This is a genomic window from Arthrobacter sp. 9E16 (assembly GCF_002929435.1).
In the GTDB taxonomy this organism is placed as follows: Bacteria; Actinomycetota; Actinomycetes; order Actinomycetales; family Micrococcaceae; genus Arthrobacter_B; species Arthrobacter_B sunyaminii.
Map to the genome: position 1 here is coordinate 767,985 of NZ_PJIU01000002.1, position 25,288 is coordinate 793,272.

Annotated in this window: 25 protein-coding genes and 1 pseudogene; 7 read left to right on the plus strand and 19 right to left on the minus strand. The window is 64.8% G+C overall.

Going from position 1 to position 25,288, the window contains the following annotated elements; genetic code table 11:
- Positions 1 to 20: 20 nt before the first annotated feature.
- Positions 21 to 1,634 (plus strand): Na+/H+ antiporter, encoded by a 1,614-nt coding sequence (locus CXR00_RS10235; RefSeq protein WP_104054394.1) that lies wholly within the window; start codon positions 21 to 23, stop codon positions 1,632 to 1,634.
- Between the two features lie 27 nt (positions 1,635 to 1,661).
- Here CXR00_RS10235 and CXR00_RS10240 read toward each other — a convergent pair whose 3' ends face one another.
- Complete coding sequence (locus CXR00_RS10240; protein WP_146068825.1) at positions 1,662 to 2,291, minus strand: hypothetical protein; 630 nt, start codon at positions 2,289 to 2,291, stop codon at positions 1,662 to 1,664.
- 141 nt (positions 2,292 to 2,432) lie between these two features.
- Positions 2,433 to 3,272: a formate/nitrite transporter family protein gene (locus CXR00_RS10245; RefSeq protein WP_104054396.1), complete on the minus strand. Its 840-nt coding sequence runs from the start codon at positions 3,270 to 3,272 to the stop codon at positions 2,433 to 2,435.
- A gap of 120 nt (positions 3,273 to 3,392) precedes the next feature.
- Between CXR00_RS10245 and CXR00_RS10250 the strand changes: the two genes are divergently transcribed.
- The gene (locus tag CXR00_RS10250) at positions 3,393 to 4,694 is read left to right on the plus strand and encodes a glycosyltransferase 87 family protein (RefSeq protein WP_104054397.1); all 1,302 of its coding nucleotides are present in this window, start codon (positions 3,393 to 3,395) and stop codon (positions 4,692 to 4,694) included.
- On the opposite strand, the gene CXR00_RS10255 is transcribed toward CXR00_RS10250, so the two are convergent.
- The 3 genes from CXR00_RS10255 to CXR00_RS10265 all read right to left on the minus strand — a co-directional run bounded on the left by CXR00_RS10255 (position 4,589) and on the right by CXR00_RS10265 (position 7,157).
- Entirely contained in the window at positions 4,589 to 5,290 is a 702-nt protein-coding gene (locus CXR00_RS10255) for a maleylpyruvate isomerase family mycothiol-dependent enzyme (protein WP_104054398.1), read from the minus strand. The two genes, CXR00_RS10250 and CXR00_RS10255, sit on opposite strands and share 106 nt — an antisense overlap.
- Positions 5,291 to 5,406: 116 nt before the next feature.
- The gene (locus tag CXR00_RS10260; RefSeq protein WP_104054399.1) at positions 5,407 to 6,549 is read right to left on the minus strand and encodes a serine hydrolase; all 1,143 of its coding nucleotides are present in this window, start codon (positions 6,547 to 6,549) and stop codon (positions 5,407 to 5,409) included.
- A gap of 47 nt (positions 6,550 to 6,596) precedes the next feature.
- Positions 6,597 to 7,157 (minus strand): GNAT family N-acetyltransferase, encoded by a 561-nt coding sequence (locus CXR00_RS10265; protein WP_181032271.1) that lies wholly within the window; start codon positions 7,155 to 7,157, stop codon positions 6,597 to 6,599.
- A gap of 137 nt (positions 7,158 to 7,294) precedes the next feature.
- Between CXR00_RS10265 and CXR00_RS10270 the strand changes: the two genes are divergently transcribed.
- Positions 7,295 to 7,996, plus strand: a complete 702-nt coding sequence (locus CXR00_RS10270) for a M23 family metallopeptidase (protein WP_104054401.1) — start codon at positions 7,295 to 7,297, stop codon at positions 7,994 to 7,996.
- On the opposite strand, the gene CXR00_RS10275 is transcribed toward CXR00_RS10270, so the two are convergent.
- The 9 genes from CXR00_RS10275 to CXR00_RS10310 form a co-directional block, all read right to left on the minus strand.
- Positions 7,990 to 8,790 carry an HpcH/HpaI aldolase/citrate lyase family protein gene (locus CXR00_RS10275; protein WP_181032522.1) on the minus strand — a complete coding sequence of 267 codons (801 nt, stop codon included), beginning with the start codon at positions 8,788 to 8,790 and terminating at the stop codon, positions 7,990 to 7,992. The genes CXR00_RS10270 and CXR00_RS10275 overlap by 7 nt on opposite strands.
- Positions 8,775 to 9,560, minus strand: a complete 786-nt coding sequence (gene hpaH / locus CXR00_RS10280) for a 2-oxo-hept-4-ene-1,7-dioate hydratase (RefSeq protein WP_104054402.1) — start codon at positions 9,558 to 9,560, stop codon at positions 8,775 to 8,777. Before hpaH ends, CXR00_RS10275 begins: the two co-directional genes overlap by 16 nt.
- A 66-nt stretch (positions 9,561 to 9,626) precedes the next feature.
- Complete coding sequence (hpaD, locus tag CXR00_RS10285) at positions 9,627 to 10,712, minus strand: 3,4-dihydroxyphenylacetate 2,3-dioxygenase (RefSeq protein WP_104054403.1); 1,086 nt, start codon at positions 10,710 to 10,712, stop codon at positions 9,627 to 9,629.
- A gap of 42 nt (positions 10,713 to 10,754) precedes the next feature.
- Positions 10,755 to 12,272 carry a 5-carboxymethyl-2-hydroxymuconate semialdehyde dehydrogenase gene (gene hpaE / locus CXR00_RS10290; protein ID WP_104054404.1) on the minus strand — a complete coding sequence of 506 codons (1,518 nt, stop codon included), beginning with the start codon at positions 12,270 to 12,272 and terminating at the stop codon, positions 10,755 to 10,757.
- A 44-nt stretch (positions 12,273 to 12,316) separates the two neighbouring features.
- On the minus strand, positions 12,317 to 12,994 hold the full coding sequence (locus tag CXR00_RS10295; protein ID WP_104054405.1) for a GntR family transcriptional regulator: 678 nt from the start codon (positions 12,992 to 12,994) through the stop codon (positions 12,317 to 12,319).
- On the minus strand, positions 12,991 to 14,466 hold the full coding sequence (locus CXR00_RS10300) for a fumarylacetoacetate hydrolase family protein (RefSeq protein WP_104054406.1): 1,476 nt from the start codon (positions 14,464 to 14,466) through the stop codon (positions 12,991 to 12,993). Before CXR00_RS10300 ends, CXR00_RS10295 begins: the two co-directional genes overlap by 4 nt.
- A 226-nt stretch (positions 14,467 to 14,692) precedes the next feature.
- The gene (locus CXR00_RS10305; RefSeq protein WP_181032523.1) at positions 14,693 to 15,847 is read right to left on the minus strand and encodes a toll/interleukin-1 receptor domain-containing protein; all 1,155 of its coding nucleotides are present in this window, start codon (positions 15,845 to 15,847) and stop codon (positions 14,693 to 14,695) included.
- A gap of 454 nt (positions 15,848 to 16,301) precedes the next feature.
- Positions 16,302 to 16,484 (minus strand): hypothetical protein, encoded by a 183-nt coding sequence (locus tag CXR00_RS18035; protein ID WP_146068477.1) that lies wholly within the window; start codon positions 16,482 to 16,484, stop codon positions 16,302 to 16,304.
- A gap of 74 nt (positions 16,485 to 16,558) precedes the next feature.
- On the minus strand, positions 16,559 to 16,768 hold the full coding sequence (locus tag CXR00_RS10310) for a hypothetical protein (protein ID WP_104054408.1): 210 nt from the start codon (positions 16,766 to 16,768) through the stop codon (positions 16,559 to 16,561).
- A 277-nt stretch (positions 16,769 to 17,045) separates the two neighbouring features.
- Here CXR00_RS10310 and CXR00_RS10315 point away from each other — a divergent pair, with 277 nt between their 5' ends.
- Positions 17,046 to 17,663 (plus strand): hypothetical protein, encoded by a 618-nt coding sequence (locus CXR00_RS10315; protein ID WP_104054409.1) that lies wholly within the window; start codon positions 17,046 to 17,048, stop codon positions 17,661 to 17,663.
- Positions 17,664 to 17,893: 230 nt separating this feature from the next.
- Here CXR00_RS10315 and CXR00_RS18545 read toward each other — a convergent pair.
- Positions 17,894 to 18,040, minus strand: a pseudogene (locus CXR00_RS18545) (IMP dehydrogenase); the annotation flags it as partial.
- A gap of 321 nt (positions 18,041 to 18,361) precedes the next feature.
- On the opposite strand from CXR00_RS18545, the gene CXR00_RS10325 reads away from it, so the two are divergent.
- Together CXR00_RS10325 and CXR00_RS10330 are read left to right on the plus strand one after the other, a co-directional pair.
- A complete protein-coding gene (locus CXR00_RS10325) occupies positions 18,362 to 19,405 on the plus strand; it encodes an FAD-dependent monooxygenase (protein ID WP_104054410.1) in 1,044 nt (347 codons plus the stop codon).
- Between the two features lie 223 nt (positions 19,406 to 19,628).
- Positions 19,629 to 20,120: a DUF2975 domain-containing protein gene (locus CXR00_RS10330; protein WP_104054411.1), complete on the plus strand. Its 492-nt coding sequence runs from the start codon at positions 19,629 to 19,631 to the stop codon at positions 20,118 to 20,120.
- An 82-nt stretch (positions 20,121 to 20,202) separates the two neighbouring features.
- Here the strand turns inward: CXR00_RS10330 and CXR00_RS10335 are convergent, their stop codons facing one another.
- On the minus strand, positions 20,203 to 21,183 hold the full coding sequence (locus CXR00_RS10335) for a lantibiotic dehydratase C-terminal domain-containing protein (protein ID WP_181032524.1): 981 nt from the start codon (positions 21,181 to 21,183) through the stop codon (positions 20,203 to 20,205).
- A 357-nt stretch (positions 21,184 to 21,540) separates the two neighbouring features.
- On the opposite strand from CXR00_RS10335, the gene CXR00_RS10340 reads away from it, so the two are divergent.
- Positions 21,541 to 21,990, plus strand: a complete 450-nt coding sequence (locus CXR00_RS10340) for an HD domain-containing protein (RefSeq protein WP_104054413.1) — start codon at positions 21,541 to 21,543, stop codon at positions 21,988 to 21,990.
- Positions 21,991 to 22,253: 263 nt separating this feature from the next.
- Here the strand turns inward: CXR00_RS10340 and CXR00_RS10345 are convergent, their stop codons facing one another.
- The 3 genes from CXR00_RS10345 to CXR00_RS10355 all read right to left on the minus strand — a co-directional run bounded on the left by CXR00_RS10345 (position 22,254) and on the right by CXR00_RS10355 (position 25,158).
- The gene (locus CXR00_RS10345; protein WP_104054414.1) at positions 22,254 to 23,273 is read right to left on the minus strand and encodes a zinc-dependent alcohol dehydrogenase family protein; all 1,020 of its coding nucleotides are present in this window, start codon (positions 23,271 to 23,273) and stop codon (positions 22,254 to 22,256) included.
- A gap of 148 nt (positions 23,274 to 23,421) precedes the next feature.
- A complete protein-coding gene (locus CXR00_RS10350; RefSeq protein ID WP_181032525.1) occupies positions 23,422 to 24,489 on the minus strand; it encodes a LysM peptidoglycan-binding domain-containing protein in 1,068 nt (355 codons plus the stop codon).
- Between the two features lie 99 nt (positions 24,490 to 24,588).
- Positions 24,589 to 25,158 carry a DapH/DapD/GlmU-related protein gene (locus CXR00_RS10355; protein WP_104054416.1) on the minus strand — a complete coding sequence of 190 codons (570 nt, stop codon included), beginning with the start codon at positions 25,156 to 25,158 and terminating at the stop codon, positions 24,589 to 24,591.
- Between the last annotated feature and the right edge of the window lie 130 nt (positions 25,159 to 25,288).

Consider the following 25,288-nt stretch of genomic DNA (forward strand, 5'->3'; position numbering starts at 1 on the left):
GAATCCGTTGAGGGCCTAAGGTGCTTGGCTCTGAGCTGGTGGTAATCCTGTGCACGGCGGTGCTGCTCTGCAGTCTTGCTGCGCGCAGGTGGGGGCTGCCGGCCCCGGTGCTGCTGCTGGCGTGCGGCATCCTGCTGGGCCTGATTCCGGCCCTGGCTGAGGTGGAGCTGCCGCCCGAGGCCGTGCTGTTTTTGTTCCTGCCGGTCCTGCTTTATTGGGAGAGCATCAGCACGTCGCTGCGGGAGGTCCGGAGCAATCTGCGCGGCATCGTGCTGATGGGCACCCTCCTGGTGATAGTGACAGCCTGGGCCGTGGCCGCGGCAGCCCATACCCTGGGGCTGCCCTGGGGACCGGCCTGGGTGCTGGGCGCCGCCATTGCGCCCACGGATGCCACCGCCGTCGGCGCTCTGGCGCGCGTGCTGCCGAACCGGTACGTTACTGTCCTGCGCGCGGAGAGCCTGATCAATGACGGAACCGCGCTGGTAGTTTACGGCGTGGCCGTGGCGGCCACTGCCCGCACCGAGGTACTGGATGCGGCAGATGTTTCCGGGCGCTTCCTGCTCGCTTATGCGGGCGGGATTGCCGCCGGGGCTCTCACCGCTTGGGCGGGGGTGCATGTCCGCCGCTGGATTCAGGATCCGCTGCTGAGCAACGTGGTCACCATCCTGTCGCCCTTCACGGCTTTTGTGCTCGCCGAATCGGTGGAAGCCTCGGGTGTTCTCGCCGTCGTGGTGGCCGGGCTTGCGATGGGACGGCTGGGGCCGAGGGTTGTGCAGGCCGGCACCCGCCGTCAAATGACGGCGTTTTGGTCTTTGGCCACCTTCCTGCTGAACGGCGCATTGTTTGTCCTGGTTGGACTGGAGCTTCCCAGGGCAATATCCGAGCTGACCCGTGGTGAGCTGTTCCGCGGCCTGGTCCTGGTCGGCGTGGTGACGGTGGTGATCGTTGCCGTCCGTTTGGCCTATCTGTTCGGCACCACGTATCTGATCCGGCTACTGGACCGCAGAGAAAGCCAACGGGCCCGCAGAATCAGCAACCGGGCACGTGTCGTCAGCGGATTGGCGGGCTTCCGCGGTGCCGTCTCGCTCGCGGCTGCCCTGGCGACTCCGCGTTCCACGGCAGCCGGCACACCGTTTCCGGACCGGGATCTCATCATCTTTGTCGCAGCGGGAGTGATCGTGGTGACCCTCGTCCTGCAGGCTCCGCTGCTGCCGGCAGTGGCGCGCTGGGCACGGCTGCCGCAGGATACCGAGGCCCGTACCGAGGAACTGCGCTTCGCCCAGGCATCGGCCATCAACGACGCGCTTGAGGCCATGCCCCGGCTGGCCTCCGAGCTCGGCACCGACCAGCAGGTGGTTGATGAGCTGGTGACGGAATACAACCAACGCCTAGGTGTCCTCAGAGCGCTGGCGAATGAAACGGACGCAGACGACGACGGCGCCGCCCGTGCCCTGACCCGCGCCGGCCAGTACCGCGAACTGGGCCTGGCACTCATTGCCCGAAAAAGAAACACGCTGATCCGCCTGCGGGACGAGCGTCGGATTGATGACACGGTGCTCCTTCAGCTCCAGGCACGGCTGGACCTGGAGGAAGTTCGACTCGCAGCTCCGCACGATGCAGCTGACGAAGAATAACTGCGCGGGGCGGGCAGCAGCTGCCCGTCAGCACATCGTGCGAGCTTCCGTGAAGATCACCTGCACTTCGGATTCCGTGAAACCGCGCTGGATCCAGAACTCCTGATACTTGCGCTGCTTCTGCGGGTCATCCGCATTGGTGCAGGCCAGGGATCCGATTCCCAGCAGCTGCTCGTCGTCAACACGCTCCGGGGTCAGCGTGGGCGCATGTTCCCGCACCGCGGCGAAGAACTTTGATCCCTTGCCAAATTCATCCGGAAGCGGATTCGCAGCGGTGGGAACCTGCACGGGAAGGGTCGCCGCCGGACCCGTCCTGACCTCCGCATGCATGCCATCCGCACCTGTGTATCCGGCACCGAGCGCTTCCGCCACCCCGGCGACGTTCACCCTGCGGTCAGGTTCAGACCCCACCTGCACATCGGACATGTCGGCCAGGAACCAATTCTTGCCCTCGGCAAAATACACCCACTTATCCTCTGCCGGAGTTGCAGCCGAAGCCAGCAAATAGAGCACAGCCGAGCGCTCCTGGTCAGTTTCGAACCAGAACAGCACAACGCTGCCGGTGCACATCAGAGCTTCGCCGGTTGCGCCGCCGTCCGGCAGGTAGACGGCCGGCGGCTCCGGCGGAGTCTCATCACAGGCCGCAACCTCGTCCACCGCACGGTAAGCGTCCGTCAGCGATGTGAATTCAGGCGATTCCGGTTCGGCGGGGCTGGTCTGGACGCTGCATCCCGTCAGGGCAGCTGCAAGGCAGCACAAGACCGGGAACAAACCCCGGAAACGCAGCAGGCGGGACACCTAGGCACCGCCGCGGGAAGCGTCCGGGTCCGCGGGGGCCGCATCACGGCGTTCCTTCAGCAGCTCTTTCGTCCGGACCAGGCGCAGGGCCGTGACCAGAACCAGTCCGCCCAGCATGTTGAAGAGCAGCGTGTAACCAAACCAGCTGAGCCATTCGAGGTAGGTAATGCCGGCACCGGACTGAATGGCCCCGAAGATCAGCAGGGAATCGAGAATGGAATGGAACATTTGGAGTCCGGCAAGAAGGAACCCGCCGATCACGGTGGCTACGATCTTGGCCGGATCCGACGAGGTGCCCTGCTGCATGCGGCTCATCAGGGTAATCGTGCTTCCGCCCAGAACGGCCAGGGCAACAGTCTGCAGGGAAAACGGGGCGTCGGTGAAGTGCCGGGCGGATTCCTCGATGAGGCTTTCCCACTGTGGAAAGGCCTGCATGACAATCCACATGATGATCCAGCCGCCCGCCAGATTGCCCAGCAGTGTGACTCCCCAGAGCTTGGCGAGCTGCCGCAGGCTGGCCTCTTTGGCCACCACGGCCGCCACCGGCATCAGGAAATTCTCGGTAAAGAGCTCACTGTGGGCCAGGAACAACGCAATTAGACCCACGCTGAAGGCTATTCCGGCCAGCAGATGGTCTCCGGTTTGATGCATCACGGCCAGATAGGCCATGACGCCCAACCCCACCTCGAGTCCACCGAACACTCCGGTCACCAGGACGGCCCGGAATGTGCGGTGCAACCGTTCCGCCCCTTCGGTGATGGTGTTTTCAAAGGAATCCTGCAGTTCGTCCTCAACGGGGGCTTCCGACTCCCCGATTTCCCTGCGGCGTTCCTCGCTCATGCCGTTCCTTTCGCTGCGTTTGCATCCTGCTGCCCACCGGTACAACGGATACAACAGTAAGCCTGCTGAGGAATATACGGGGGACGTTGGGAGATCACCGGCCAAACTAGACTGGCAGGCATGGCTTTATCGACGACTGCTCACGGCACGCGGCACCGCACCGCGCTTCTCTGGCTGATCCTGGGCGTACCCGCCGCTCTCGCGCTCGTAGTTTTCGGCGCCCAGATCCATGGGCTGGATTTCACCGTGTACCGCGAGGGTGCGCTGGCGTTCCTGGGAAAGAGCGAGCACCAGCTGTATGACCCGAGCCTGGTGGAGACCGACACCCGCGGGCTGCCGTTCACGTATCCGCCGTTCGCCGCGCTCCTGCTGGCCCCCTTTGCCTTCCTGCCCGAAGCGGCCGGACTGGTGCTGCTGACCGCAACTTCCTGTCTCTGCCTGCTGGTGACTGCGGTTCTGGTGTCCCGCTATCTGCAGGTCAATGACACCGTCCCCGCACGGCTCCGGGCTGTGCTTGGCGGCCCGGCAGGAGTCATTGTCCTGGCCACCGTGTTGATCGGTCTGCTCGGGCCGTGGCGTGAAGGCCTGGGCTTCGGCCAGATCAATCCAATGCTCATGCTGCTGATCGTGGCTGACCTTCTCCGTCCCGCCGGCCGCGTGCCGCGCGGTGTCCTGATCGGGCTGGCGGCCGGCATCAAGCTGACTCCGCTGGCCTTCGGGCTCATTTTCCTGGTGCGCCGCGACTGGCGCTCCATCTTCACCATGGGAGCCACTTTTGCTGCCACTGTGGCCGTGGGCTGGATTGCAGCACCGGCGCAGTCGCGCACGTTCTGGTTTGAGGCGTTGTCCGACCCCGCGCGCGTGGGCGACACCACCGACATGTACAACGTGTCGCTGAACTCGCTGATGGTGCATCTGGGCACCCCCGAGTTCCTGCAGCGCCCGCTGTGGCTCCTGGCCTGTGCCGCCGTCGTCGTGCTGGGTTTCCTGGCCATCCGCCGCGCTGACGGGCGCGGGGACAAAGTCGCGGCGATCAGCGCCAATGCCGTGGTGATGCTGGCCATCTCCCCCATCTCCTGGTTCCACCACTGGGTCTGGATTGCCCTGATCCTGCCGGCACTGTGGGTGTCAGTACGACGGCGGCGGGCCAGGGTGCGCGCGATGGGGACGGCCCTGGCAGTGGCCATGGTGCCGGTGTTTATGCTCTCTTCCATCACCGTCACGATGACCCTGACCGGCGAGGTCAGCGGGCAGGGACCTGCCGTGCTGGAGCTGTTCACCAGCCTGGGCGTAATCCTTCCGATCCTGGCCCTGGTTTACTGGGCAACGGATCCCGTCCCGGACGCGGGCGGTGCTGGAACCGTTGCCAGGTTCCGTTCCACCCGGGCCCGCAGCGTGGATGCCCCTGGTCCGGCGAGCTGATCCAGATACGCGGCGCGGCCGGCCAAGCTCATGACCAGGGCAAGGACCGGTCCCGTAACAAGGAATCCGTAGCCTGCGTTGAAGGCGCTGTCCGTGGCCCGGAGCTGAAGACCCTCGGCGTAGGTTTTGCTGGGAACGGCGAAGTCGCGGGAGGCAAAAAACCCAGCCACCGGATCCAGCGCCTCCGGACCCGGGGTCCGCGTCAATCCCAGCGGGTGGCGGATGTCCTGGGCGTGCACCAGCACTTCACCCAGGTACGCTGCGGTGTGGGCGGAGGGCGCGGTGGTGCTGTTGATGACGGCCCGGAACCCCTTCAGTGTTTGCGCCGGGGTGGAGCCCAGATGTTCGGCAAGCCGCCGCTGGTTGTGGATGTCGGGACGGAAGCGGGCGCCGATCATGCTCCGCATCCACTGCCGCTGGTTGGTGCTTGCCGCTGCGGTGAGGTGTGCCAGGACCTGCTCAACCGTCCAGCCGGTGCACAGTGTGCCGTGCCGCCACTGTTCCTCGGACAGGTTCTCTAGATCCTCAGCCAGTTTGGCGCGCTCCGCGTGGATAAGGGCCCACAATTCCCCTCCGGTGTTCTTCCCTGTACTCATGGCTTCACTTCACAATCCTGGCTTGAATGCTGCGTCCGGACGGCTGCCCTCACCACGGCAGTTCTAGCAAAGGTCCCGCACCGGCAAAAGGTTCACCCCCAAAAGTGCCCCCTCGCTCACCAACTAATCCCCGGAGGACGCTTGTCCCGAACCCGGCCGAAGGGTTCCCAGAAGAAATCGAACGTATCGTTCGGTCCGGCCATGAAGCGCTGGGTGAAAATGACGCCAATATCCCCGTTGGGACAGACGGCGGCGCTCACCCCGGAGCCGCCGGACCAGCCCCACATGCCCGGTTCGGACCACGGAGCGCCCGCGCCGACCTGCACCGCCGTCATGAAGCCCCAGGATTCGTCCGGCCCGGACATCTCGATCATGCCGGCACGCTGCCGCGAGGTCAGCTGGTCAGCCGTCATCTGCTCCCGGAGGTCAGGCGGCAGCACAGTGTCATCGGCCAATCCGGCCAGGAAAGCCAGATAGTCCGGAACCGTGGAGACCAGACCTCCGGCGAGCGAGCCGAACACCGGCGGAGCCGCAAAGACGTCCCGGTAGGACTCCGCTTCCCGCAGACCGCCCTCAACTGCCTCATACACGGCGGGAAACTGCTCGTTCCCGGTGGGGAATCCGGTACCGGACAGCCCAAACGGCACGGCGATCCGTTCCTCCAGGAGTTGCCCCAACGGCGTGAGCGCAACGGCCGGCAGCAGGACCGAGAGAACATCCGCGGCGGCGTGGTATATCCAGCGGTCCCCCGGCTGATGCGCTAGAGGCAGGGCCGCGACCTGCGCCAGATACTCTTCGGGTGCCACCGCCGGCGGATTCGGTCCCCATAGAAGCTCGCGTGTGGCCGCCGCGTAAGGAGTGCGTCCGAAGTCGATGCCAAGCCCGGCAGTGAACGTGAGCAGATGGCGGACAGTGATCGGACTGCGGGCGGGCACGGTCAGGGACAGCGGTGCATCGGGGGTGGCCAGGACGCGCGGGGCCGCCAGCGCCGGAAGCCACCGCGCGACGTCGTCGTCCAGTTCCAGCATTCCGTCCGCCACCAGGGACAGGGCCAGCGCCCCGCCCATCAGCTTGCTGAGCGACGAAATCCGGAACGGCGTGTCTTCTCTCATCGGGGCGGATGCGGAGGTATCGAGGGAACCGGCGGCAAAGACCTCAGTCTCGCCGTTGATCCGGACGCCTGCCACCAGCCCCGGGCACCAGCCCGAACGGACCGTTTCGGCGAGCGCGTCCCACAACGGTGCAGCTCTTCTTGGCATGTGTCCACTGTCCGTCCGCGGGAGACGGAGAGTCAACGGTGCCCGGCTTACCGGGGCCGCTTCCTATCGGGCCCGTCCAGCCAACCGAGGGTGAAATAGATGTCCACGTCGCGCCCAATCTGCCGGTCCAGCGAGCTCCGGCGCTGCAGCCCCGCGGCCCGGGCTGTTTTCACAGAGGCAAGGTTCCGGTCCGACATGCTGGCCAGCACAGGCAGTTCAGGCAGCAATTCCCTGCCCCGGCGCACCGCTTCCCGGGCTCCTTCAGTGGCATAGCCGCGGCGCCAGACGGATGGATCGTAGCGGTAGTAGAGGTTCAGCACCTCCCTGCCGGCAACCACCGCCCGGTGCAGGCCGGTGAACCCGATGACCGTCTCCGGCTGCTCCCGCTCCGCCACTGCCCAGTAGCCAAAACCTTCCCGGTTCCAGTGGCCGAGGAAGAACTCCAGAAGTTCTTCGGCCTTCTCGATGGTGGGCGGCTTCCGGTTGTATCTGGTGGTCCTGGGATCCGTGTGGATGCGGACGGCTGCACTGTGGTCCGTGTCCATGATGCGGCGCAGCAACAGCCGCTCGGTGGTGACCGGGGTCCATCGAGACGTGTCTTGGCGCATCCGCCCAGCATAGGCGCAGCTGTGCCCGCATCCATTGCACGGCGGCCGGGGCCTGACATCCACCGACTGATCTTGCTGCTTGGTCTGGGTACGGTACTCGGGGATCATATGCGTCTAGAAGGGAGAGAGGCACCGCTATGAAGGCATCCCCGAATCCGCTGGAGGTCGCGCTTCCGTTCACAGGCACCTGGAAAGTGGAGAACAGCCCGCTGCGCCGGGTGCCCAGTCACGGCACGCATCTGCTCGCGACAACGTACGCCATCGATTTTGTGGGCGTGGACGACGACGGCCGGACGGCTCCCTCGGTCAGCTGGCACACGGTCCTGGGCACCGAGCCCCCGGACCTCTTCTTTTCCTTCGGCCGCCCGATCCTGGCCCCCGTCAACGGTCAGGTTGTGGCAGTCCACGACGGCGAACGTGACCATGAAGCCCGCCGGTCCCAGCTCGCCCTGCTGCCGTATCTGCTGGGGCAGCAGGCCCGGCTGCGCCAGGGCGCCGGGGCCATTGCCGGCAACCATGTCCTGATCCAAACGCCCGACGGCGGCGTAGTGGTTGGGGTGATGCACCTGAGGTCCGGTTCACTCCGGGTGAGTTTCGGCGAGCAGGTCAGGGAGGGCCAGCACATCGGGGACTGCGGAAACTCCGGCAATTCCACGCAGCCGCACGTGCATGTGCAGGCCATGGACCGGGCGGACCCGTGGACCGCCCGCGGGCTGCCGCTGGTTTTCCGTGCCTTCGATGAAAAACCGGCCGGCAGCACCGGCTTCATCCCCCGCCGAAACTCGCTACCGCAGGAAGCCTCAACGGTCCGGGCACCCGCACAACGTCCTTTTCAGTAACTGGCGCGGGCGTCGTCGTCCGCGGATGAAATGTAGGTGGCCGCCAAAGCCTCGCTCCCCCGGGCCAGAAGGGCGACGTCGGCACCCACCAGGATGAAGTCGACGCCTGCCGCGATATAGCGGCGGGCGGTGGCCTCGGCGAAAGCGTTCACGCCCACAGGTTTGCCGGCGGCCTTGATCTCACGGATGCAGTGCTCGACGGCGGCCACCACGTCGGGGTGATCCTGCTGGCCCAGGTGGCCCATGGAGGCAGCCAGGTCAGAGGGGCCGATGAAGAGCCCGTCCACGCCGTCGACGTCGGCAATCGCAGCAACATTGTCCACGGCGGCAGCCGTCTCGATCTGCACCAGCAGCGTGAGGGTGTCCTCAGCGTTCTGCAGGTAACCGTCGATCCTGTTCCAGCGGGACGCCCGGGCCAGGGCGCTGCCCACGCCGCGGATGCCGTGCGGCGGGTAGCGGACGGCGCGGACCAGGTCGGCGGCCTGTTCCGGGGTGTCCACCATGGGGATCAGCAGGTTCTGCGCGCCCAGGTCCAGGTACTGCTTGATCAGCACGGGATCCCCCGACGGCGGGCGCACCACCGGGGCCACCGGATAACCGTGCACGGCCTGCAGCTGGGCCAGCAGGGATTCCAGCCCGTTGGGGCTGTGTTCGGCATCGATCAGCAGCCAGTCCAGGCCGGAACCGGCACAGATTTCCGCGACCAGCGGGCTGCCGGAGCAGACCCACATGCCGGTCTGGCGGCCGCGGGCGGCGAGCCGTGCGGCGAAGGTTTCCTCTACTCGAAGCGGCATGTGATGGTTCCCAACGGTCCGTAGTCGGCGAACACGGTGTCGCCCTTGTAGACCCACATGGGCCGGGTGAAGGAGCCGGCGAGGATAATTTCCCCGGCTTCCAGCGAGGTCTGGTGTCCAGCCAGCTTGTTCGCCAGCCAGTACACGCCGGCAGCCGGGTGGTTCAGCACTCCGGCCGCCACTCCGGTTTCCTCGATGCCCTGGTTGCGGTAGAGCAGGGCGGAAACCCAGCGCAGGTCGACGTCGGCCGCCTTCACCGGGTTCCCGCCCACCACCATGGCGCCCATCGCGGCGTTGTCCGCGATGGTGTCCACAATGGTCCGGCCTTCCATCTCGATCCGGGAATCCAGGATTTCCAGGGCGGGAACCACGTAGTCGGTGGCATCCAGAACGTCGAAGATGGTGCAGTGCGGGCCGGCCAGCGGTTTGCCCAGCACAAAGGCCAGCTCCACCTCGATCCGGGGGTGGGTGTATTCATCCCACTGCACGGTGCAGCCGTTTTCCAGCACCATGTCATCGAGGATGACGCCGTAGTCCGGCTCGGTGATGCCGGTGGCGGCCTGCATGGCCTTGGAGGTCAGGCCGATCTTGTGCCCGGCGAGCCGGCGGCCGGAGGCTAACAGCCGGTCCGCCCAGAGGTTCTGCACCGCGTAGGAATCCGCGATGGTCATCTCGGGATAACGGGCGGTCAGCAGCGGAACCGGGGTCCGGGTCCGCTTGGCCTCGACCAGCTCATCGGCCACCGCCTGGAGAGTTGATTTATCTAGCACCGCACTGCTTTCTGTTCACTGAAACTGAGGGGACGACGGCGGCACCCGGCCGCCGTCGTCGTCGTCCTAGAGCTGGGAGCCGACCTTGTAATCGGTCTCGTCTCCGCGGGTGTAGGAGAAGCCGTCCGCGCCGACTGTCACTTCCATTTCCGAGGAATCGGTGCGGGCCACCAGCGGCTGCGGGTTGCCGTCCAGGTCCAGGACCAGGGAGGCCTCGGTGTACCAGGACGGGACCACGGGGTTGCCCCACCAGTCGCGGCGCTGGTTGTCGTGGACGTCCCAGGTGATGGTGGGGTTGTCCGGGTCGCCGGTGTAGTAGTCCTGCGTGTAGATCTCGATGCGGTGGTCGTCAGGATCCAGGATGTAGAGGTAGAACGCGTTGGAGACGCCGTGCCGGCCGGGGCCGCGCTCAATCCGGTCGGAGATGCGCAGGGCGCCCATCTTGTCGCAGATCTGGATGATGTTGTGCTTTTCGTGGGTGGCGAACGCAACGTGGTGCATGCGCGGGCCGTCCCCGCCGGTCAGGGCGGTGTCATGGACGGTGTCTTTCCGGTGCATCCAGGCGGCGTAGGTGACGCCGTCGGAATCCTTGATGTCCTCGGAGACGCGGAAGCCCAGGTCCTCCAGGTAGGCGCGGCCGCGGGGGACGTCGGGGGTGACCTGGTTGAAGTGGTCCAGGCGCACCAGCTCGCCGGCGGAGTAGAGGTCGTAGCGCTGGGTCAGTCGCTCCACGTGGTCCACGGTGTAGAAGAATTCGTAGGGAAAGCCCAGCGGATCCTCCACGCGGACCGAGTCGCCCACGCCCTTGGTGAAGCCCTCGGCCCGGCGTTCGGTGCGGCAGCCCATTTCCTTGTAGTAGGCCTCGGCCACGTCCACGTCTTCGGGGGTGCGCACGCGGTAGGCGAAGGACGCGACGGCGGCGACGGGTCCCTTGCGCAGCACCAGGTTGTGGTGGATGAACTCCTCGAGGGAGCGCAGATAGATGGCCTCGTCATCCTCTTCGGTGACGTGCAGGCCCAGGACGTCCACGTAGAACTCGCGGGACTTGGCCAGGTCGGTGACGATGAGCTCCATGTAGGCGCAGCGGATGATGTCCGGCGGCTGGATGCTCGGCGTCGGAATGGGATTCGGGTTGTGGATTGAAACGCTCATGAGGTTGCTCCTTTGCAAACGGGGTAAAAGTGTCGGGGAGGCTTAGCCGGCGACCGTAGCGGCGTCGTCGGTCCCGAACTTGGGCGTGTGGACCTTGCCGAGCGTGATGTGCACGGCCTGCTGGTCGGTGTAGAAATCGATGGAGCGGTAGCCGCCCTCGTGGCCCAGGCCGGAGGACTTCACGCCGCCGAACGGGGTGCGCAGGTCGCGGACGTTGTGGCTGTTCAGCCACACCATGCCAGCCTCGGTGTTCTGAGCGAAGTTGTGCGCGCGGGTGAGGTCCTGCGTCCAGACGTAGGCAGCCAGGCCGTACTTGGTGTTATTGGCCAGCTCCAGCGCCTCGTCTTCGGTGTCGAACGGGGTGATGGCGACGACGGGGCCGAAAATCTCCTCCTGGAAGATCCGCGCGTCGGGCTTTACATCGGCAAAGACGGTGGGGGCAATGTAGTTGCCCTCTTCCAGGCCTTCGGGGCGGCCGCCGCCGGCGAGCAGCCGGCCTTCGGTCTTGCCGATCTCCACATAGGAGGCCACCTTCTTGAAGTGCTCGGGGTGCACCAGGGCGCCCACCTGGGTCTTCGGGTCATGCGGGTCGCCGACGACGATGGTCTTGGCGCGGGCGGCGAAGCGTTCGCAGAACTGGTCATAGACCGGGCGTTCCACCAAGATGCGGGAGCCAGCGGTGCAGCGTTCGCCGTTGAGCGAGAAGACGCCGAACAGGGCGGAATCGAGAGCAGCGTCCAGGTCAGCGTCGGCGAAGATCACGCAGGGGCTCTTGCCGCCGAGTTCCATGGACATGCCCTTGAGGTTCTCCGCGGCGTTGCGGAAGATCGTCTTGCCGGTGGTGGTCTCGCCGGTGAAGGAGATCAGCGGTACGTCCGGGTGCTTGACCAGCGCGTCGCCGGCTTCCTCGCCCAGGCCGTTGACCAGGTTGAAGACGCCTGCGGGAACGCCTGCTTCGGTGAAGATGTCGGCCCAGAGGGAGGCGGACAGCGGGGTAAATTCGGCCGGCTTCAGCACCACGGTGTTTCCGGTGGCCAGTGCCGGGGCGAGCTTCCAGGATTCGAGCATAAACGGGGTGTTCCACGGGGTGATGAGCCCGGCGACGCCGATGGGCTTGCGGTTCACGTAGTTGATCTGGGATCCGGGGACCTTCATGGCGTCGTCGAACTGGGCGACGATCAGGTCGGCGAAGAAGCGGAAGTTCTCCGCGGCGCGCAGGGCCTGGCCCTTGGCCTGGGTGATGGGCAGGCCGGTGTCGAAGGTTTCCATTTCAGCCAGGCGGCCTTCCTGGGCTTCGACGGCGTCGGCGATCTTGTTCAGGATGCGGGCGCGTTCGCGCGGCTTCATCTTCGGCCACGGGCCGTTCACGAAGGCTTCGCGGGCGGCAGCGACGGCGGCGTCGATGTCTTCCTTCTGGCCTGCGGCGGCGGTGGCGTAGGTCTTGTTGGTGACCGGATCCAGGACCTCGAACGTGGCACCGTTCACGGAGTCCACGAACTTGCCGTTGATGAAGTGCTGGATGTGGGTGGGAAGGTTTTCGGGAACAAAGTGTTCGGCCATGGGGTGGTCCTCTTTCTGCGTTGAAAGTTCTTGGTGGATCTACATCAGATGGGTGACGGAGGCTGGCCGTTTTGGGCCAGGAAGGCGTTGAGCGTATTGGTGCGGTGCGCGCGGGCGGCGTGTTCGACGTCGGACGCTGGGGCGCCGGATTCGATCAGGTTCAACAGGTTCTCGTGTTCTTCCACCGAGGCGTGGGCACGGCCCGGCACGTACCGGAAGGTGGAAGTGCGCATCCGGCCCAGCCGGGCCCAGCCACGGTGCACGAGGTCCAGAATGTGCGGGTTGGGGCAGGGCCCGTACAACAGGGCGTGGAACTCGGTGTTCAGCTGGGTGAACCGGATCGGGTCGAAGTTTGCCAGGACCTCGTGCATCTGGTTGTTCAGGTCCCGGGCCTGCGCCAGATCCTCGGTGCTGATCCTCGGGGCGGCCAGCGCGGTGGCGGCACCCTCGATGATGCTGAGGGTCTGCATGGTGTGCAGATACAGGTCCGGATCGATGCCGGCCACGGTGGCGCCGACGTTGCGTTCGAAGTGCACCAGGCCTTCGGCTTCGAGCCGGCGGATGGCTTCCCTGACCGGCACCACGCTGAAGCCCATGTCGGTGGCGATGCTGCTGAGCACCAAGCGGTAGCCGGGGCTCATTTCACCGCCCAGGATTCGGGTCTTCAGCTGTTCGTAGGCCTGCTCCGATTTGGAGCGGGTGCCTGTGCCGGTGCTGCTCATGCCTGTTCCGCCGCCCAGGCCTCGTACTTTTCCTTCCAGGCAGCGTTCATCGGGTAGAGCCCGTCCACGCTGTTGCCGGCCTTCACCATCTCGGCAATGAACTCCTCCTGGTGTTCCTGGACGATGCAGGCCTCCACCAGTTCCTCGGCGATGGCCGGCGGGATAACCAGGATGCCGTCGTCGTCGGCCACGATAATGTCGCCGGGCTGGACGGTGGAGCCGCCGCAGGCAATGGTGATGTCCGTGTCCCAGGGGATGTGCCGGCGGCCGAGCACGGCGGGGTGCGGGTTGGCGCAGTACACGGGCAGGTCAAAGCTGGCCACGGTGGAGTAGTCGCGGACGCCGCCGTCGGTGATGATGGCTGCCGCGCCGTTGTACTGGGCGCGCAGGGCGAGGATGTCGCCCAGGGTGCCGGTGCCCTTCTCGCCGCGGGCTTCCATGACCAGAATTTCGCCTTCGCGGACGGAGTCGATGGCGCGCTTCTGCGCGTTGTAGCCGCCGCCGTGGGACTTGAAGAGGTCCTCACGGTTGGGGACGTAGCGCAGGGTGCGGGCGGTGCCGACGACCTTGCGGCCGGTCTTGGTGCCGGTGAGGCCGTCGATGGAGACGTTGTTCAGGCCGCGGGCGCGCATCTGCGAGCTGAGGGTGGCGGTGGCGACCGATTCCAGCTTTGCCTTCAGCTCGGGGGTGAGGGTTTTCTGTTCTTCCTCGAGCGCCAGGCCTGCCTTCTCGGCGGAGCCCCAAGCTTCTTCGCGCTGCTTGTCGTCGATCTTGGGCTGGGCGCCGAACGTGGCCAGCGCCGTCGTGCCCTCAGTGACCGTGGTGGTGAGGCGACCGGTGGTTATGTCCGTGCCGGGGACGTCCACTTCGATTTCCATGACATCGCCCGGGACGGCGACGGAGGCGCCTGCGGGCGTGCCGGTGAGGATGATGTCGCCCGGTTCCAGGGTGAGGAGCTGGGAGAGGTCGGCCACCAGCTGGCTGAACGGGAACAGCAGGTCTCCGGTGGTGTCGTCCTGGGCGAGCTCGCCGTTGACCCAGGTGCGGATGCGCAGTGCTGCCGGGTCGACGGCGGCGGCGTCGAGGATGGCGGGGCCGACCGGGGTGAAGCCGTCGCCGCCCTTGGAGCGGAGGTTGGAGCCTTTGTCCGCCCAGCGCAGGTCGTAGACGCCGAGGTCATTGCTGGCGGTCACTCCCCCGACGTGGCTCCACGCGTCTTCGATGCTGACGCGGCGGGCGGTCTTGCCGATGATCAGGGCGATTTCGCCTTCGAAGCCGAGCAGTTCACAGCCGGCCGGGCGTTCCACCGTGCCGCCGGTCAGGGCCAGCGAGGAGCCGGGCTTCAGGAAGTAGGAGGGCTGTTCCGGGGTGCGTCCGCGTTCTGCTGCCCGCGAGGGGTAGTTGATGTGGACGGCGATGACCTTACCGGCCTGCTTCAGCGTGTCCGGTGTGGCGTCGTTGCTCGGGGACATGTCTCTCCTGGATCAGGTACGAAATCGTATATGATGAGGATGACATGTGTGGTGGGTCACGTCAAGGGGAATTTAGAGAGGTTTCATAATCTGGGAAGGGTAGCCGGAGTGAAAGGAGTTTGGTCGCTCCGCCCTACCCTCTGAGTCCCGGTCTGGAGCTGAGAATTCCATTCTGAGCTGAGCCGTGGCCTCCTTGTACGTCGGCCCGGTGTGCCGCTGAAGCAACTCATGTGCTCGTCCCGGGGACGGGTTCAATGAGCGGCATAACTACGTTTGTAGGCCGCGTCACCGACATTTTTTCATCGATTCCGTGCAGCTGTTCGCTCCACTTGCCGACAATCATGTTGGCTTCTCTAACGAATATCCCCGATTTCTCGACATTATCGGTGGCTTGTTGCAGTTTCGAACTGTATTTTGTAGGGGCTAGATCGAAGTGCCACCCTCCTTCACCGTCAGCATTCGTAATAGACCGCATGGCCTCGTCGATACCGTCTCTGAAGGTATCGAGAAGCGGTGCAAGTTCGTGGTCCCGTTCAACGAGTCGAATTGCGGCCGTGATGTGGGGATCGAGCGCGATGGTTGCTCGATGGTATGTTTTTGCCTTCTTGAGTCTGTTTTCGCTAAGCTCCATGAGATCAATGCCAAGTTTCGTCCAGATAGATATAAAAGCGCCCGAAACTCCTCGATGCTGAGCGTATAGGCGCTGTGCCCTATCGGATCGTGTACGCCAAGCGGCGTTCCATTGAGCGGCAGCGACCGGATCGAAGTCGACGGCATCGCTCCAAGCAGGTAATGAAGACTCTATCTCACCGAATATCGTCTCGACAGTCACTTTTCCATCTTGCTCGATCTCTTGTTCCACTTGGCGTAGGTCTTCTTGAGCATCATTTGCAAGCTGCATGATCCGGAGAGCGACCTCGTTTAGGGCCTCGAGAACAGCCGGATCACTTTCGCCTCGTAGGCGATGCTTGGTCCAGTTGACGTATTGGGTTCGAGCCAAGAGAGCAAGGACTTCATCCTCGCTGTCTTCCTTCAGGTCCGGCACGTCAATCAAGAGGATAGGGAGGAGAAGTTTTGAAAATCCCCGACTCTTAGATTCCGCAACAAATGTCAAAAGCTCACGTCTGCATTCCTCGCTCTTGACAAACTTGGGCGTAATTATGGCAATGAAGAAGGGCGCGGCCCCCAGTGCTCCATCGATCTTAGATCGCCATGCATCACCCCACTGAATGCTCTCCCTGTCACGAAAAATCTTTAGATCGTTGCCACTGGATACGGCATATTCATCGCCAATCCGCTGTGCGAGTCTGGTTACGTAACCTGACATGCGTTTGTCATCCTCGTGGGTGTAACTCCAGAAAGCCTCGTAGTCCAATTGCATGCACCGACTATAGACCATACGAATGCCTGAGTGAGTGGTTCTTGGATCTCGACCATTGCTCAGGACTCGCTTGGCTTAGCGGCGCAGGCAAATATAGACGAAAGCTCATTGACGCGAAGGGGGCTTGTCCAGCCCTCATGCCCCTCACCTCAGCGTTGATTCAAGGGGCTTGACGAAAAACATCCCCTTGTCACTTTTGGGGTTTGGGTTGTGAATACATCACCGCAAGAACGCACAGCGCCGAAAACCCAGCCTGCGCTAGCGGCAGCACCCCGGGCACATATCCCAGGAACAGCCCCAGCAGCAAGGGAACTGACGCCACCAGGCCCGGCGAAATCGCCGTCCGCCGAGCCAGCGCACCCCAGCGCCGGAACCGCAGCAAAAACCGTAACCGCAATCAGCCCCAGCTGCACAAGCGGCGGCTACGCCCCGCCGGTCAGCGGCAAATCAAAACCTAGTAATAGCACCAGCACGGGGCGAGCCACAGCCCGCGGGTCCGCAGGAACGCCACGGTATCGGCCCGAAGCAGGGCGCCAAACGGCGTCCGCCCGCCCCGCGCGTACCAGCACGCTGCACGGGAGGAGGCAGCGCCGTCGGGCCATACCGAGAGCGCCCAGCCCACCTCGTTCACATCCATCAGGTCACTCCCGTACCCGTCGGGCACGGAGAACGACGGCGGCGCCACCGGGTGCGGCCGGCCGAGTCCGTGTTCTAGGCCTGGGCTACTTGCTCACACAGCGCCATGACCAGCCCTGTCGCAAAAGCACCGATGGCTCCCAAGCTCAGAACCGCCGTGTAGACGTCAACGAAGGTGTCCCGCAGCCGGGTCCGGCCGCGGTTGAACGCGCGCGAGGCCTGCCGGGTGTAGTGCACGGGGTCGAAGGCTGCGGGCGCCTGGCTAAAGGAGGGTTCGGGCACCATGGCTACCGTGCGGCGATTTCGGCCCGCGGCGCGGTCGGGCTCGATCTCCCGGACGTCGTCGTCAATCAGCAGGCACCGGTGGGCGGTGGCCAGCAGCAGCGCGGGATCAACGCCGGTGAGTGGGGAAACCCAAGCGGCGATCTGGAGAAGCTCCTCGGCCGGGGCATCTGGTTCATCACCGACGCGCCGCCGTGGCGCAGCAGTACTCGGTCACCGTCTCGCAGTTGTGCCCCCGGTAAGTGCTGCAGCTGGGCACGGTGCCGCTAGTCTCAACTTCATGGATGCGACCGAACCGGACACGAAAGCGGGCATCAAACGCGTCGAAATCACTGGTTTCGGTCTGGCGGCCGCGTCCGGCCTGGCCATTTGGGCCGCCTCCACCGTTATGGGAGTACCCTCCACCGATGCAGCCGGCCGGCATGTACTGCTTCACTTCTTCGGTTTGTCCCGGGACAACATCTGCGGCTGGATCATCCTGCTCAGCATGCTTGGCGGATGCGGGGGCCTGGCTCAACTGGCGTACGGATTGATTGGACGTATTCCAAAGTCCTGGATTCGTCATACCGCCGGGTGGACCACATTTGCCGCAGCGGTTGTGGCGTCACCCTTTGTGTTGCTGACCGCACTCCTCGTCTTTATGATCGCGGCGGGCATCGGAGACCAGACGCGGTTCGAAGCCCCCAACGGGCAGTCCGTCGTCGTCACGCAGGACGGCTTCGACGGCGACGGCGTGGATATCTACACCGAGCACGGCATGTTCCACTACGTCCGGAACCGGGAAGCCAACGAGCTCGGCGGCTTCCCACGGGTCAAAGACCGCAACTGTGAACTCACGGCAGCCGAAAACACCCTGCTGTTCACCTGCGGAACGGAAACCGTCACCGTGGTCCCGTGAGCATGACGAACGCCAGCCGGTGCGTGGGATCTGGCCGGGAACACCGGTGGCGGAGGCCGAGTTGCAGCAAGCATAACCACTCATCTGCCCAGCACCCTGCCGACTCCCCCGGCCAGAGAATTCACTCCGCTTCTGAACAACGCACGTCGCCGTGGTGAGCACCGCTGTCGACCGCTCATTGCTCGACGCCGGCCACCGGATTCAAGCCCTATGGGTGCGTTATGGGCGTCCTCCACACCCCGGTACGGCCACAGGTCCGATCCGCAGATACAGGTTGCTGCGAGCCTGATCACGGCGTCGGTCCGTTCTTCAATCACTGGATCGGCCCGGTCCTCCACGCGCACATCTCCTGGTGCATGCATTACTACGCCACGCATGGTCTCTTCTTCTTCGGCAGGATTCTCTCCCTTCCAAGAACAGCACCCGCACAGACTCATGGGTAGGTCCGGGACCTACCCATGAGTTCCCATTACGCACGCGGAACAGGCATCGCCGCGTTCAGTTCATCACGAGCATTTGATCCAGCTGGATTAGGCGCCCATATTATTGGTCTGGTGGCCTCAAAAGGCCGGAGCGGGGGCTGGAAACAGATGTCGACAGCAGACAGCAGACGGCGTAAATTCCGGCATGAGCTGAATCACCGTTCCGCCGGGGCCGCTCCCCGGCGGAACCGCAAGAACCACGGATGAGGAGAAGGCATGCGCGGTTCGGCACTGATCGTCGGAGCGGGCATCGCGGGAACCGCTGCTGCCCGCGGTCTGCTGCGGGCAGGATGGTCGGTCCAGGTGCTCGAACGCGGCGCAAACCTGCCCGGCAGCGGAACGGCGCTGGCCATGTGGCCCGAGGCGCTGAGAGCACTGGAATCGCTGGGTGCCGGTGACGCCGTCCTCGCCGGTTCGATGGAAGGGCACGGCGCTCGAATCCTGAAACCCGACGGAAGCAAGATCGCAACCATGGGCCACAACCGGACGGCTCGGTTTGTGCCTCGCACCGTCCTGCTGGATGCCCTCTCCGGGGACCTTCCCGACGGGCTTATCCAATGGAATACGCCGGTCACCGGGCCTGCATCCCTGCCCCACGCCGATGTTGTCGTGGCCGCCGACGGCATATCCAGCCGGCTGCGGCGCACCGCCTGCAAAGCGGCACCACCACGGGCACTGCGAACGGTGGCCTTCCGCGGCGTTGTTGCCGGCCCCGCCGGCGGGGTCACCGAGACGTGGGGGCGCGGCCGATTGTTCGGCATTACGCCGCTGGATGCCGTTAGCACTAACTGGTTTGCCTGCCTCCGTTCCGCGGACCTTCCCCCGCTGGGTGCCCCGGGGGCCTTCGGCGCCCAGGGCACCGACCTGCTACGCAGCCTGTACCGCGGGTGGCACCCGGACGTCGCCCGGGTCCTTGGAAAGCTGGACGGGAGCCCGATAGATTACCGCGAGCTGTTCGACGTTCCGCCGCTCCGTTCCTATGTGTCCGGCAACGTGGCGCTGCTGGGCGACGCCGCGCACGCCATGGCGCCGAACCTTGGCCGCGGCGCCTGTGAGGCACTTTTGGATGCGGTTGCGCTGGTCGATGCCCTCAGCTCGGCGCCCAATGTTGCCGCCGGACTGCAGCGCTACGACTCCAGCCGGCGTCGGCGGGGAAACGCCATGGTCCGTGCGGCACGCCTGCTGAACCGTCTGGGCACAGCCGAGCACTTCACTGGCCTCCGCAACCTCGCGATGTCCGCGGGGTCACGGTTCACCTAGGACTTTCGCCGCCCGGCAACAGCCGTCGGGTGCCTTCATATCCGCGAATACACTCACCCTGGTCCCATCGCCGCCGTCCTGATTGTTGCGTGGCGGGCACCGGAACCGGTTGACCCCGTCGATGATTCCAGCGTTCGTTATCCGGCTCTTGTGCCCCGCACATGATCGTGCAAGCATCGGCCAGCGATATCTTTCCATCGGTTATCGATACAGGGAGACCTGAATGCGCCCAGCGGCAATCACTGAACTGAAGATCCTCATCGGCGCAGTACTCGCTGTTGCGGTGGCGGCGCAGGTCGTGGTCCTTCCGATGCTTGCTGCGGAGGCGGCGGCCAGTTTTCCCGAAGTCGCCTATCTGCGGACTCCCCTGACCGCACTGGCGGTTGTTGCCATCGCATGCGGCGAGGCGGCGCTGGTCTGCATCTGGCGACTGCTCACGCTTGCCGGGCGCGGAGCCTTCCTAACCAGCCGAACGGCGCGCTGGCTGGACGCCCTGATCCTCTCACTGGTCGCCGGCACGGGCATGCTCGCCGCCATCTCCGCGGTTCTGACCGCCGAACCACAGGCGGGCGGCGGGGGCCCGGCCGTGGGCCTGGGCCTGATGGCCGGAATGTTCCTCGGAGCGGCAGCGATCCTCGGGGTACTGGTATGGCGCGGCCGGCTGCTGCAGAGTGTACGAGACGCCGCGAAGCAGCAGCGGCGCGTCCAGCTTTAGCGGATCTCCGACGAGCCTCCCCCGTCTGAATCCGGGACACAGACCGGTGCCGCCTAAACCATCATTTCTTACCCGCCTGACTTCAACGGGTGTGAGAGGACTCCACACCGGAATACAGCGCTTCAATGTCCTTACTCCAGGCACGCGCGTACAGGCCGAGGACCGCCTGCTCCCGGAACGAAAAGCCCAGCCGGTTGAGTGCCAGCTGGCTCGCCCCCATCGCCAGCTGCTGCGCGCTGCGACTGACGCGGTGCTTGTCCGCCCGATACAAATACTCATCGATGGCCCGCGCCCAGCGCTTCCGCCAGATATCCACCGCCGGCTCTGAGGCCAACGCGGCCATCACCCTATGTGTGGGCATAATCCGGGGTGCTATCCGGTCCATTATTGCCCTGCGCGCACGCTCAGGCTGGGAGCCAAAAGAACCCGTGCAGGCATGCAGATGAGCGTTCCAGTAGTAGTCCCAGCTTGTAGTTCTGCGGTCGGGCCAAACAGCGGACCGGGGTCCGTGCATCATGGCGTGGCCGGCGTCGAAGAGAAGCAGGGCGGCCAGCATCGAGCGCGTGGTGAGGCCCGGAAAACGGTCGACGGCCCACAAAGCCAAATCCGAGGACACCTCAGAAACCTCAGCTGCCAGTTCCAAGCCCTTTGGTCCACCGAACCGTGCAAATGTCGCTTCCACCAGCTCAGGCACCGGCTCGCCCGGCCGTGGCGGATAGACGATGCCCTGCGACTTGGAAATCTTCACGGTACCCAGACTGGCAACGCTTTCCGCCGCGAGCACGTGGGCAAACTTCCACAGGCGCTGAGCGACGTCGTCGGTAGCCCGCACATGAAAGAGCACGGCCGGATGGTCGGATTCCAGGCTGCGCGAAAAACGAAACCGGCCCGCCTCTACGAGCCGCATTTGGGAAGACAGCGGGGCAACCATGTGGCGGACTATTCCGTCGCCCAAATCCTTACGCTCCGGCTCCATGGTCAGGACGGACCACAGGGTGGTTGGGCTGGAGTGCTGCTGCACAGGACGGGCAGCTGCTCCCCGATGAACAGTGTTCGATTGCATTACGCGGTTCATTTCATCCCCAAAAAATGATTGTCCTGACATCTGTACGTGTACTGCATACACGGTGCGGCCCCGATATGCGAACGTCAATGCCATCTCCCGAAACCCATGACCCATTTTCGTCAAGGCTCTTTTCCTGCCTACGCGCAGCGACTATGGGTTTTGCCGAAACGGTGCCATGCAGCGTCTGGCCGAAAGGTTAAGGCCTTGGCCACACAGTTCGACGACGACGGCGCCGGTTCTGCCACGGCGCTGAGCACCAGGAGCTTGCGGCATTAATGGGGCAGCAGGCCCCTATGCTGGCACCAACAGCAACTGACAAATCGCAAACACGGCCACGAGCCGCAGGGGGAATACATGGACAACCTCATAACCAATGCCGAACGCGTGGCACGAGCTACGCACGAAGGCCAGACCGACAAGACAGGAGTCCCCTACATCACGCATCCCGAACGGGTCGCCCGGACAGCGGCGCGAAGGGCGCCGGAGCATCTGCGCGAGGAGGCGCAGGCTGTGGCCTGGCTGCACGACACGGTGGAAGACACCGGCGTGACCCTGCAGGGGCTGCGGGAGCAGGGCTTCCCCGAAACCGTCGTCGCTGGCGTGGACGCCATGACCAAACGTCAGGGAGAACCCGTCGAAAGCTACTTCGAACGCGTCCGGGCCAACACCCTTGCCCGTATCGTCAAGGCAGCGGACATTGATGACAACACCAACCCCGAACGCGTCCTGAAACTGGACCAAGCAGACCGGACCCGCCTGGCCGCCAAATACCAGCGTTCACGCGAGCTGCTCACCCTGGAGTAATTCCGAGCCGCAAACCAACCCTATTTGGAGTTCGAGAACATCACCAGCAGCGTCGCCTCCGGGCATTGGCTGCGGGAGCACGCGACTCGTCCGTAGTGGTGCAGGAGATGTTCCCGGGCACCACGGTGGTCAAGAGCTGCAACTACACCGGGGACACCAGCCTGGAACCAGACCTCGTTCCAGAAGCCCGGCGGACCTGCGTTCGGAGCACGGCTCACCGGCGTGCAGCTGGAAGCGATGCCGGGCGTACCCGCGCCCGTGGCCTAAGGAGTCAGCAGCACTTTGACGGCGCGGCGTTCGTCCATGGCCCGGTAGCCCTCAGCGGCGTCGGCCAGGGGAAGGGTGAGGTCGAAAACCCGGCCCGGATCGATCTGCCGGTCCCAGATCCGCTGAATGAGATCGGGCAAAAAGCGGCGCACGGGAGCAGGTCCGCCGAGCATGTGGATCTCGGCGAAGAACAACTCCAGCCCGGGAAGAGCGACGTCATGGGACACGCCCACAAAGCCCATATGTCCGCCCGGCCGGGTGGAGCGCACGGCCTGCATCATTGACTCCTGTGTTCCCACGGCCTCCACTACCGAATGGGCGCCGAGCCCGTTGGTCAGGTCCTTGAGCGCAGCCACCCCCGCATCACCGCGTTCGGCGATGATATCGGTGGCTCCGAATTCACGGGCCAGCTGCTGGCGTTCGGGGTGCCGGCTAAAAGCGATAATCCGCTCGGCACCGAGCTGCCTGGCGGCCAGGACTGCCAATACGCCGACGGCGCCGTCCCCCACCACGGCGACGGTTTTGCCGGGGCCTGCCTCAGCAGCCACAGCGCCGAACCAACCGGTGCCCAGGACATCCGAGGCCGCCATTAGTGAGGGCAGCAGGTCCGCCGACGGAGCTTCCGGGGTGGTCACCAAGGTGCCGTCGGCCAGCGGAATCCGGGCGAACTGCGCCTGGGTTCCCATCATGCCCATGGGCACGGCATTGACGCAGCGGCTCTGGTAGCCGGCCCGGCAGATTTCGCACGTGTTGTCGGAAGCCCAGAAGGAACCGACGACGAAGTCCCCGGCCTTGATGGTCCGCACCTCGGGCCCAACCTCCTCCACCCAGCCGATGTACTCATGTCCCATGGGTGCGTTATGGGCGTCCTCCACACCTCGGTACGGCCACAGGTCCGATCCGCAGATGCAGGTCGCTGCCAGCCTGATCACGGCGTCGGTCGGTTCTTCAATCGCCGGATCGGCCCGGTCCTCGACGCGCACATCTCCTGGTGCATGCATTACTACGCCACGCATGGTGTCTCCTTCCTCGGCAGGATTCTCTCTTTTCCAAGGACAGCACCCGGGCAGACTCTCCGGTAGGTCCGGGACCCTTGAATTTCCCCTGACGCACCCGGAACAGGCAAAACGGTTCGGTTGTTTATGTGCCGCTTATCCGGCCTGATCAGGCGCCCGGCTTGTTGATCGGCTGGTCCAGGGACAGGCTGATGGTCTGGCCCGGCAGAAGCTCGCCGGACACCCCGTCCACGTACTGGTACCAGACGGGAACGGTCTCGGTCGTGTCCCGGTTGGCGTCATACAAAGCCGTGACGCCGAACCGGGCCGAGATGCCGTCTTCGGTGTCCCCGGGGACGGTGGTGTAGGTCAGCGGAACACCATCGGTATCCGCGGTAAACGTCCCGCGGGCGCCGTCGACCGCCAGCTCACCCGGAATCAGCCGGAGTTTCGTGCCTGCCGGAATCGGCGCGTTCTCAACGAGCGAGGGGTTGTACTGCAGCAACTCGTCCGTACCGACGCGGAACTGGTAGCCCACGCTGTCGAAGGAATCGCCGTCGACGGTGGTGTAGAAGACGCCGCGGTCCCAAGAATTCCACACCGCGTCCCCTGTCCCTGAGCGGCTATCCACCGGGTTCTTCTGCAGCGCGATGGTCCGCCCGGGTTCCACGAAGTAGATGTTGCCCACCTCATGCACGTACGGCACTTTGTTTGCCTCCGCGAGCTGATCATTGGTCAGGTTGAACCGGTAGGTGATCCCGGCCAAGGTGTCCTCGGGTACGACGGTGTAGCTTGTGGGGATCCCGTTCGGGTCCTCCGTGGCGGCCCCCATGGCACCGACGCCGGGGCCGGCTGGCAGCAGCCGGAGCCGGGTGCCAGGCGCCAGCGGCGTCCCCGGCTGGAGTTCGTTGAATCCGGCAACTTTCGCTTCGGAAAAACCGTAGACCTCTGCCACCGTTGCCAGGGTGTCGCCGGCGACCGTGACGTAGAAGTCGGGATTGCCGAAGGAATCGGTGATAACCTCCCCGCCCAGGGACGGCTTAGCGTCCGCGGCAGGCTCCGCTGTGGCGGTGGCGGTGGGCGCCGTCGTCGCCGTGGTGGCGGCTGTTTCTGGAGCTGCGGGAGGCTCAGAGGAAGTGCAACCGGCCAGTCCCAGTGACAGCAGCACTGCGGTAGCTGCCGCAGTCCGGCCAACCCAGTGTCCGGGCCGAGGTGAAGCACTGTCGATTTTCGCCATGGTCATCCCCCCGGTATGCCCGGAGCAAACCGGAGCGCAGTCATTTAGGCCAGAGTGTATCGGACGCCTCTTCTTCGTGCGCCCGATGACGGGGCGCGGCTAGTCCTCGACGCTGCGGATCACCCGGGCCGGGGATCCCACCACCACAGACCGGGCCGGCACATCCTTGGTGACCACGGCTCCGGCGGCCACAACGGCGTCGTCGCCGATGGTCACCCCCGGCAGCACCGTGACGTTGGACCCCAGCCAGACGTTCCGGCCAATCGTGACGGGCGCCGGATGCATGTCCGCTCGCAGGCTGGGCGACAGGTCGTGGTTCAGCGTTGCCAGGACGGCGTTGTGGCCAATCAGGCAGTCATCGCCAATGCTGATTCCGCCCTGGTCCTGGAACCGGCAGCCGGAATTGATGAACACCCGTTTCCCAAGGGTGATGTTTCTGCCGAAATCCGAGGAAAACGGCGGGAACACGGCAACGGTTTCGTCCACCGATTTGCCGATCAGCCGGGACAGCAGCTCCCGTACCTGTTCCGGTTCGTGGTAGCCGCTGTTGAGTTCGCCGGTAATCCGCAGGGCGGCCTGACTGGCATGGTGCATGGCCTCATGCAGGGGCGAGCCGGCGGTTATGGTCTCGCCGGCGTTCAACGCTGTGAGCAGTTCATCAAGTTCCATTGGCTCAGTATGCATTGAGCACCAAGCTGTCGAACAGGAGTGATGCAGCCAGCCAAACCGAACGCCGATCTGCGGCTCTGGAAGCGGCGGCCCACGGTCACACCATGCGCTGATCCGGAGCAGGAAATGA